This window comes from Henriciella sp. (assembly GCF_049649345.1).
In the GTDB taxonomy this organism is placed as follows: domain Bacteria; phylum Pseudomonadota; class Alphaproteobacteria; order Caulobacterales; family Hyphomonadaceae; genus Henriciella.
Genome location: NZ_JBARZC010000146.1, coordinates 1 through 8,415, shown reverse-complemented (window position 1 = coordinate 8,415; position 8,415 = coordinate 1). Strand labels below are relative to the sequence as shown.

The following is an 8,415-nucleotide window of genomic DNA, read 5'->3' as shown; positions in this document are numbered from 1 at the left end:
CCAGCATTGAGGGCGATGGGGTTTTCGGGCGGATGAAATGGGAAAGCGGCGTCCACCGCGTCCAGCGTGTGCCGGAAACCGAAAGCGGCGGGCGCATTCATACGTCGGCCGCAACGGTCGCCGTCCTGCCCGCGCCTGAAAATATCGAGATCGAGGTGCGCACCGAAGACATCCGTATCGACACGATGCGCTCATCCGGCGCTGGCGGCCAGCACGTCAACACGACCGACTCGGCCGTTCGCATTACCCACCTGCCCACCGGCATCGTGACCACAAGCTCGGAAAAATCCCAGCATGTGAACCGCGAAAAGGCGATGGAGCAGCTCAAGATCCGCCTTTATGAGCGCGAGCGCGAAGAAAAGGATGCCGCCCGCGCCGAAGCCCGGTCTGAACAGATTGGGTCCGGCGACCGTTCGCAGAAGGTGCGCACTTATAATTTCCCGGAAAACCGCGTCAGCGACCACCGCATCAACCTGACGCTATATTCGCTCGACAAGGTCATCACCGGCGACAAGCTCGATGATGTCATCAAGACCCTGATCGCCGAAGATCAGGCGCGCAAGCTCGCGGCTATGGGCGAAGATGCATGAGCAGCGCACCTTCAGGGCCCAGCTCGCGATTGCCACACAGAGGCTGACCTCAGCCGGGATCGATCAGCCTGCCCGCGAAGCGCGCCACCTGATGCAGCACGCCTGCGCCCTGTCTGCGGCAGAGCTGATCGGTGAAGAACTGTCCGAAATGACATTCGAGCAGAGCAGCGCCTTTTTCGACCTCGTGGAGCGGCGCGCCTCGGGCGAACCGTTTGAATACGTCACGGGGACGGCCTGCTTCTACGGTCTGGAGCTCGAATGCTCACCGGCAACGCTTATCCCCCGCCCCGATAGCGAGGTGGTCGTCGATGAAGCGCTGACCCGCCTACCGCTCGGCCGGACAGCCCGGATCGCCGACCTCGGCACCGGCACAGGCTGTCTGCTGATTGCGCTCCTGAAGAACCAGCCCGGCACGACAGGGATCGGGATAGAACGGTCGAGCCGGGCCGCGCAGGTCGCGACCGCCAATCTCAGACGCCACGGGCTTTCAGCCCGCGCATCAATCGAGACCGGCAGCTGGGACGATTGGACCGGTTGGGGCGAAACGGACCTCATCATCTCCAACCCGCCCTATATTGCGAGCGACATTATCGAGACCCTGGACGAAAGCGTCAGGAGCCATGAACCACACATCGCGCTCGATGGCGGGGCGGACGGGCTGGCCGCGTATCGCAGCATCATCCACCTCGCCAGAAGCCAGATGAAACCCGGCGCGTGGCTCGTCTTCGAGATCGGTTATGATCAGGGCAAAGCTGTAACATCCCTTCTGGAAAAGGCCGGATTCGACGCGATCTCTTGTGGACAGGACCTCGGGGAGCGCGATCGTGTAGTCTCTGCAAGGCGATGAAGCGCAGCAGGGGGCTTGGCGAAGCGACAAATGCGCGCTACAGCAGAGGACGGGATGGCGGCTCCCCGATGTTCAGGAGCCCCACCGGGAGCAAGCGACATATCACCGAATGTTTTCCCGACCGGGATATGGCGCGGATAGTCTGGATAAAACGGACAAGAACGGGATCAGGATATTAGCGTATGCAACGCAAGCGCGGACGTGGACGCCGGTCTGGCGGAAACAATAACAACAATAACCCCAACCGGCATTATGAAAGCACCGGCCCGGACGTGAAGATCCGTGGTTCAGCGCAGCAGATCCTAGACAAGTATCAGCAATATGCCCGTGACGCGCTCACAGCTGGCGACCGGGTCAAAGCTGAAGCCCACTTCCAGCATGCAGAACATTATGCGCGCATCGTTGCCTCCTTCCAGAAGGAGAAAGAAAAGCAGCGCAGCAAGAATGACGACAATAATTCCGATGATAATGACGATGCGGACAATGACGCATCAGACGAAAATTCGGGCAAATCGTCCTCCAGCGACAATGACAATCAGTCCAAGGACAATAAGGGCTCTGAGAAAAAGCCGCGCCGTTCGCGCAAGTCGCAAGGTGACAAGGACGATCCGATGCGCGTCATCGGCAGCGACGACAGCGATAACCAGGACGCGGCAGACAATAAAAGCCAGTCCTCGGACTCCGAAGACGAGCCGAAGCCAAAGCGCCGCTCCTATCGCAAGAAATCCGAGGCGAGCGGCGATGATGAGACGCAAGGCGTGATGTCCACCCTGTCGCGCGGCCGCTCCGACGCGAACCCCAAGGAAGCCGCCGAATAAGGCGTTGGTTGCAGACCATCCGCATAAAGAACGAGGGCGCCCCGAAAGGCGCCCTTTTTTGTGTCCTGGACTTTGGAAAACTGCCTATTCGGCGGCAATCGTCTTTTTGGTCTTGTCGAACATTGACCAGACGCCATCGTCGCCGTGCCAGTCGCCAGACGTCGCCCCTTTTGAGTATTCGGTTGCGCGCGCCTCGAAGAAGTTGGCATGCTCGACGCCGTTCAGGATCTCGGTCAGCCACGGGATCGGGTGCTTCTCGACGCCATAGATCGGATCGAGCTTGAGTTGCCCCATGCGCCAGTCGGCGATGTAGCGGATATAGTTCTTGATGTCCTGAGGCGTCATGCCCTGCACTTCGCCGGCCTCGAAAGCGAGATCGATGAACTTGTCTTCGAGCTTCACCACCGTCTGGCAGCAATCGGCGATATCGTCCTTGACCGACTTGGTCAGCGCCCCCGTTTCCTCGGCGAAGGTGTGGAACATCTTCATCATGCCTTCGCAGTGGAGCGACTCGTCGCGCACCGACCAGGACACGATCTGCCCCATGCCCTTCATCTTGTTGAAGCGCGGGAAGTTCATCAGCATGGCGAAGGAGGCAAACAGCTGCAGCCCTTCGGTGAAGCCCCCGAAGACGGCCATCGACGTCAGGATGTCTTTCTCCGTCTCGACGCCGAACTGGCCGAGATAGTCATGCTTGGCGGCCATTTCCTCATATTCCATGAAGGCGCCGAACTCGGAGTCCGGCATGCCGATGGTCTCGAGCAGCAGGGCATAAGCGGCGATATGGACCGTCTCCATGTTGGAGAAGGAGGCCAGCATCATGCGCACTTCAACCGGTTTGAAGAGCGGCATGTAGTTTTCCATATAGTTGGCGCCGACCTCGACATCCGACTGGGTGAAGAAGCGGAAGATCTGCGTGAGCAGATTGCGCTCGCGATCAGTCAGCTTGTTCGACCAGTCCTTGCAATCCTCGCCGAGCGGGACCTCTTCCGGCAGCCAGTGAACCTGCTGCTGGATCTTCCAGAAATCATAGGCCCACGGATAGCGGAACGGCTTATATGCCTTGCTCGGTTTCAGAAGTCCGGGGATCTGGTGGATGCCGTCTGCCATGGCTCTGCCCTTTCTGTCTCATCAGCACCACATATAGTGCCAAAACATGCCTCTGCCCGCAAGATATATCCTGCATAGGGTTAACGCTTTCCACAGCGAAAGGCCGGGCTGTGGATCAATATGCGATGGACACGGACACAGCTCCAAAGCGTTGCGCGCCGTCCTGGCGGGCAAATTCCTCTGTCCTGTGCACCTAGGTAAAGGCCAGCTGGACGTTCGAAATATGCACGGCCGCGCCAGCCTGTATGTCGCCCACCAGCTTGTTGCGGTCAGCTACACGCGGGCTGTCGCGGAAGGCATTGCCGTCGAGGAACATGTCGCGCAGCACAAAGCGCGAATCGACGCCGGCGAAGAGATAGCCGCCAAATTGCTGGGTTGGAGAGAACGTGCCCGCGCCGGTCAGCGCAGGCCGGATCCGCGGCGGGCCGAAATCCGAGCCGAGATCCCAGCCGATTCGTCCGACCAGTCCCGTCCCCGCATAGGTCCGCACATTGCCAAGCGCGCCGCCGCCATAGACGCCGTAATCGGTCTCCAGCCCGAGCGGCAGGTCCGGCCCGTCAAACATCGCCATGCGCTGCATGACAAGCTCGACGCCGACCTCGTCCTTGAGCTGGGAATCCCAGCCCATGGGCTGCTGTTCATTGATCAGGTCATGCCACTGGCTCTGTACATAATCGCCTGCCGCAGAGGGGCCGACCATGCCGAGATTGAGCTGAAGCGTGTCCTGGATATGGTCATCGGAGGCGACCGCCGTCCCGGAAAAATACAGCCAGCCTGCATAGGGGCGGTCGGATGGGTCAGGCTCACGGACGGTGATATCTTCCGGTGTAAAGATCGCATGCGACAACGCGATGCCCTGGCGCAGGCGCTTGCGCTCCAGATCGATGAAAGGCAACTGGTCGGCCGCCCAGCGGAGCGCTGGCGAGACGTGATTGGCTGGCGAGACGCGCTCGATCCGCAGCCCATTCGTATAGTTCCGGTCGGTCCCGCCAAACAGATCATTCTCGGAGGTCACCGACCAGACGCCCCGATTGAGCAGGAAGGAGGGCGCATCCTTCGGCGCATCCTCCTGCGCGCTGGCGTAACCGGCGGCCGTCAGCGCGAGCGAGACGGAACAGGCGAGTCGAGAAAGCATGGGCGGCGTGCGGTGTGTGAACATGTCCAGCGCTATAGCGCCCGGCGCGGGCCCGCGTCAGCTTACAAAGCGGATATGGGCGAGGTGATACTGTGACCGGAATGGGCCGGTCGTGAGGCAGCCCGCCGCGCAGAACAAGAAATGGCCCGCACACAGGGCAGGCCATCGTCGCAAATTGGATGTTGAAACGCTCTAGCGGCGGATCGTGAAGCTCACACCGGCAAAGTCTTCGGTTTCATCGCCGCGAATGCCGCGTTCCTTATACTCGACCTCGCGCCGGATATAGCTCAGCGACAGCTGGCCATCGCCGCGGGTGAAGGAGACGCCAGCCTGCATGTCACCCACAGTGACCTGGTCCCGCAGGGCGACACGGTTGGTTAGATTGCGCTCATTATCTGGCTCGTAGACAAGCGCTTCGCCATCGGCGCCGGCGAACAGATACCATCCGGCTGCGTCGATATCTTTGCCGCGCTGGTCAAAATTCTGGCCAATACGGACCTCACCACCAACGCGGCGGTGCTCGAACTCGCCATCCTGGCTGACACTGACACGCGGCACGAAACCGAGGTCGAAACCGAGGCCGGTCTGGCTGTCAGCTGCGGAGAATGCGACGGCGGCCCCGAAATCGCGGGTTTCGCGAACGGGTTTCAGAAGGTTTTGCGTATTCCGGCGGGTCTCAAAATTCCGGATGCCTGCCGTATTGGACAGTTTCAGCGTCGACAAATCACCAGACGACGCGAAATCAAGCGCGATGGTCGGCGCTGTGTTTTGCACGACAGGCAGAATCGCGAGGCCTTCGGCATTTTCTGTCTGGGCTTGTGAGAAGGAAAGGCTGGTATTGGTCTCGACCGTGGGCAGCTGCCGGTTCATGGCGCCGCTCTCAAAACGGTTGACCGGCGCATGCTGGCGCAGTTCAGGAAGCTGCTGACAGCCCTGGCACCCTAGTAGGGCAAATGTAGACGCAGTGAGAAACATACCCCTATTTACACCTTTCATGGCCCCTGCCCTCAATATCGTTATGAGAGAGCCTGGGACGATCAACTTAACTTAACATGAACGTCTGGAGCCTCACAGTCCCAAACTGAAGGATTCATGTTTAACCGACATAACAGTAATTCCCTGTGACAAATCTTGTTCCGTGCTGTTGCAGATAAACGGGTTTGCGGGCCCCGGAATTTGGTCTGCCAATCCTTAATGCCGAAAATTTTTCTCTTTAACTCCCATCCACTTGTTGCCGATTGCCTGATGATTCGCGCCGGTTTAGCTTGTCCGTCTCACACACGTCGAGAGGGGACGCATCATGAGAAAAATCACACCCATCCTGGCTCTGACAGCCGGTATTCTGGCTGTTTCCTGTGCAAGTAGCGAGCCAGAAAGGCTGGAAGATATCGGCGCGCGGGCGCTGGCAGGATGCACCGGATCGATCGAGCGGTCTCACGCTGCAGGCGACTATGATTACAGCCTCGACGACTGCGAATGCGTGGCCGGGCGGATCACCACGCCGCTCTGGTCTGACGAGAACTCATCCTATTCGGGCGACCCGATGCCCATCTCCGACGCCAGGGCGATCGCGCAGGCCATCAATAAGGGGCAGACCTTCGAGATCGGCCTGGAGAAGGCGCGCGAGACAATCTCGGTGCCGGCCTCGAATTCCGTCAATACATGTTTCGCCAAATAGTCACAGCGCTAGCGGCGTCTGCGCTCTGCTCGCACCCTGCGGCAGGTCAGAGCGCGTTGCCGGCCGGCGCAGTGGAGCGATTGTCTGCTGAAATCCGCCCCGGCGATCTGGTTTTCAAAGGTGCCAGCACGGCGGTGTGGACAGAACTGGCAGCGCGCTGGTCGCGCGGCGACAAAAGATGGGGGCATGTCGGCATCGTGACAGAGGTGCCCGGCACGTGTTGCGATCCGATCCTCATCGTTCACGCCGATACCGGCACAGGCGATCCCGGCCATGAGGCGGCGCCGGGCGAAATCATCGGCGAAGTGCGCGCCGTCCCGCTCGCCGATTTTCTGAGCGATGTCGATCAGGCCGGGCTCTATCGGCTTGATCTCGATGCGGCGCAACGCGCGCGGCTGATCGCCTATGCCGAAGAGGCCGCTACGGCGCACATCCCTTTCGATCGCGGCTATTCCATCGACAGCGCCAACAATCTCTACTGCACAGAACTTGTCTGGCGCGCCCTGTCCGCCGGCCTCGAAACCGATGCCATCCCGCAGAAGAGCCAATCCATGGGACGCACCTATATCGCGCTATCCGATCTGTCGCTGCATGAGCTGGCGAATGAAATCCTGGCGGTTGGTGGTCATATGTGATGCCCGGGTCCGGGTTTCTCCTATGCCTCAAGCCCCCGGCACATCGGTCTCCTTGCCGAGCGTGCCCTGCACATAGAGCTTGGTCACAAACACCGTCACCACGACAAGTATAGGGGTGGCCAGCAGGACGCCAAGCGGGCCGAGCAGCATGCCGAACGCCAGAATTGCGATCAGGGTCAGCGCCGGCGGGATGGAGGCCGCCTGTTTCTGGATCACCGGATAGATGAGGTTCGCTTCGAGCTGCGAAATGATAAGATAGGCGAGCCCCGTCCATAACGCCGTCATCGGGCCGACAGTGAAGGCGAGCAATATGCCGGGAACGGCCGAGACCAGCGGGCCGACCGTCGGCACGAACTGCGAAATACCGGCAATCAGGGCAAGCCCGATAAAGGCGGGAACGCCGAGCAGCCACAGGGTGACGCCGATCATCAGGGCAATCAGCACCATGTCGACCGTAATGCCGAGCAGCCATTTGCGCAGGGCCCGCCCGGACGCAGACAGCGCATCGCCGATCTCCTCGTCCACACCCTTGGGGAAGAGCAGGACAAAGCCCTTGAAGTAGGACCCGGCCGAGGTGGTGATGAAGGCCGCGGCGAAAACGACCAGCAGGGCGGTGGTGACGCCGGACGCGAAGGGGAAGGCCCACCCGCCGGCACTGCCGATCATGTTGCGGACCGACCCGCCATCTGCTTCGCCATTGGTGAACCGCTCGATCTCGGTGACCAGCGCGGCGCCGACAGGATTGGACTCAAGCGTGTCCTTTGCACTGGCCCAGGCCTCCGGCAGTCGGTCGACCACGCCTGAAAAGGCCGATGCGAGCTGCGCGCCGAACAGGGTGAGGACGGCGAGAAGAAAAGCGAGAATAGTAATGGCGCCCAAACCAAGAGAGACGCCCTTCGAAACCGGCAGGACCTTACGCAGCGCATCTGCGACCCCGTGAACGGCGACGGCGAGCAGCACAGCGGCAAAACCGAGTAGCACGGCATCGCGCACCGCCCACAGGAAGAGGGCGAGCGCCACCACCAGCACTGTCAGAAGCAGCCTGGCGGTGAAGGAGTTTGAGGGGAAGGGCGTTCTGTCTTCGCTCACGTGACTTTCTTGAACACTGTCAGCCCAAGAACCAGCAGGATGATGAAGAGCACCAGCGCAAGGCCGAACAGGAAGAAGGCGATATCGACAGCCGCCCCGGCAATTCCTGTCAGACCGGCCAGGCCGGCAATGAGCGCGATAACGAGGAACAGAAGTGCGAGTTTGATCATGATCGGTCCGTTGCGGTGACTGCGTAACAACGTAACTGGAGGCCCGCTCGTTAGTTCCGAAACGCTTTCAAAAAGAGGCCGGAGCGCGTGTCTTCGCCTCTTGAGTCTCCCGCAATTTTGTTACATGGTAACATCATGCGCGGACTGTCCTCTTCCCTGGCGCTCAAATTCGTCGCAGCGGCTCTGTTCTTCTGGGTTCAGTCAACCGCTCTGTTCGATGCCGCCGCGCATGGAGGTGAGCCGCATGAGCACTATGGCATTTCGTGCGAACTGACGGCCTTCGCCGCCGAAGTCGCGCCGCTGCCGGTCACGCCGGACCTGCCGACGCCGCCGCGCGAGGTCT

11 protein-coding genes are annotated in these 8,415 nt (G+C 60.5%); 6 read left to right on the top strand and 5 right to left on the bottom strand.

Translation table 11 applies throughout. The features are described 5' to 3' along the window. The 3 genes from WA989_RS03590 to WA989_RS03580 all read left to right on the top strand — a co-directional run. The coding region (locus WA989_RS03590; protein ID WP_424339149.1) for a peptide chain release factor-like protein at positions 1 to 590 on the top strand (590 nt) is incomplete at its 5' end. After that, positions 583 to 1,437 (top strand): peptide chain release factor N(5)-glutamine methyltransferase, encoded by an 855-nt coding sequence (prmC, locus tag WA989_RS03585; protein WP_424339148.1) that lies wholly within the window; start codon positions 583 to 585, stop codon positions 1,435 to 1,437. The genes WA989_RS03590 and prmC, both read left to right, overlap by 8 nt. Positions 1,438 to 1,619: 182 nt before the next feature. Then, positions 1,620 to 2,255, top strand: a complete 636-nt coding sequence (locus tag WA989_RS03580) for a DUF4167 domain-containing protein (protein WP_424339147.1) — start codon at positions 1,620 to 1,622, stop codon at positions 2,253 to 2,255. An 84-nt stretch (positions 2,256 to 2,339) separates the two neighbouring features. Here the strand turns inward: WA989_RS03580 and WA989_RS03575 are convergent, their stop codons facing one another. The 3 genes from WA989_RS03575 to WA989_RS03565 all read right to left on the bottom strand — a co-directional run bounded on the left by WA989_RS03575 (position 2,340) and on the right by WA989_RS03565 (position 5,370). Then, on the bottom strand, positions 2,340 to 3,365 hold the full coding sequence (locus tag WA989_RS03575) for a ribonucleotide-diphosphate reductase subunit beta (protein WP_424339146.1): 1,026 nt from the start codon (positions 3,363 to 3,365) through the stop codon (positions 2,340 to 2,342). A gap of 193 nt (positions 3,366 to 3,558) precedes the next feature. Continuing rightward, positions 3,559 to 4,524 (bottom strand): lipid A deacylase LpxR family protein, encoded by a 966-nt coding sequence (locus WA989_RS03570; RefSeq protein WP_424339145.1) that lies wholly within the window; start codon positions 4,522 to 4,524, stop codon positions 3,559 to 3,561. 168 nt (positions 4,525 to 4,692) lie between these two features. Continuing rightward, complete coding sequence (locus WA989_RS03565; protein WP_424339144.1) at positions 4,693 to 5,370, bottom strand: hypothetical protein; 678 nt, start codon at positions 5,368 to 5,370, stop codon at positions 4,693 to 4,695. 430 nt (positions 5,371 to 5,800) lie between these two features. Here WA989_RS03565 and WA989_RS03560 point away from each other — a divergent pair, with 430 nt between their 5' ends. Beyond that, complete coding sequence (locus WA989_RS03560; protein WP_424339143.1) at positions 5,801 to 6,178, top strand: hypothetical protein; 378 nt, start codon at positions 5,801 to 5,803, stop codon at positions 6,176 to 6,178. Between the two features lie 80 nt (positions 6,179 to 6,258). Then, the gene (locus tag WA989_RS03555; protein WP_424339142.1) at positions 6,259 to 6,813 is read left to right on the top strand and encodes a YiiX/YebB-like N1pC/P60 family cysteine hydrolase; all 555 of its coding nucleotides are present in this window, start codon (positions 6,259 to 6,261) and stop codon (positions 6,811 to 6,813) included. Between the two features lie 27 nt (positions 6,814 to 6,840). Here the strand turns inward: WA989_RS03555 and WA989_RS03550 are convergent, their stop codons facing one another. Together WA989_RS03550 and WA989_RS03545 are read right to left on the bottom strand one after the other, a co-directional pair. Continuing rightward, positions 6,841 to 7,902, bottom strand: coding sequence for an AI-2E family transporter (locus tag WA989_RS03550; protein ID WP_424339141.1), 1,062 nt, complete (start codon positions 7,900 to 7,902; stop codon positions 6,841 to 6,843). Further along, positions 7,899 to 8,072 carry a DUF1328 domain-containing protein gene (locus WA989_RS03545; RefSeq protein ID WP_424339140.1) on the bottom strand — a complete coding sequence of 58 codons (174 nt, stop codon included), beginning with the start codon at positions 8,070 to 8,072 and terminating at the stop codon, positions 7,899 to 7,901. Before WA989_RS03545 ends, WA989_RS03550 begins: the two co-directional genes overlap by 4 nt. A 135-nt stretch (positions 8,073 to 8,207) precedes the next feature. Here WA989_RS03545 and WA989_RS03540 point away from each other — a divergent pair. Continuing rightward, a partial coding sequence (locus tag WA989_RS03540) for a hypothetical protein (RefSeq protein ID WP_424339139.1) occupies positions 8,208 to 8,415 on the top strand: 208 nt, incomplete at its 3' end.

Excerpts from the sequence above, each read along its gene's own strand:
- prmC (WP_424339148.1), top strand. The coding sequence starts at position 583 with ATGCATGAGCAGCGCACCTTCAGGGCCCAGCTCGCGATTGCCACACAG.
- WA989_RS03580 (WP_424339147.1), top strand. The coding sequence starts at position 1,620 with ATGCAACGCAAGCGCGGACGTGGACGCCGGTCTGGCGGAAACAATAAC.
- WA989_RS03575 (WP_424339146.1), bottom strand. The coding sequence starts at position 3,365 with ATGGCAGACGGCATCCACCAGATCCCCGGACTTCTGAAACCGAGCAAG.
- WA989_RS03570 (WP_424339145.1), bottom strand. The coding sequence starts at position 4,524 with ATGTTCACACACCGCACGCCGCCCATGCTTTCTCGACTCGCCTGTTCC.
- WA989_RS03565 (WP_424339144.1), bottom strand. The coding sequence starts at position 5,370 with ATGAACCGGCAGCTGCCCACGGTCGAGACCAATACCAGCCTTTCCTTC.
- WA989_RS03560 (WP_424339143.1), top strand. The coding sequence starts at position 5,801 with ATGAGAAAAATCACACCCATCCTGGCTCTGACAGCCGGTATTCTGGCT.
- WA989_RS03545 (WP_424339140.1), bottom strand. The coding sequence starts at position 8,072 with ATGATCAAACTCGCACTTCTGTTCCTCGTTATCGCGCTCATTGCCGGC.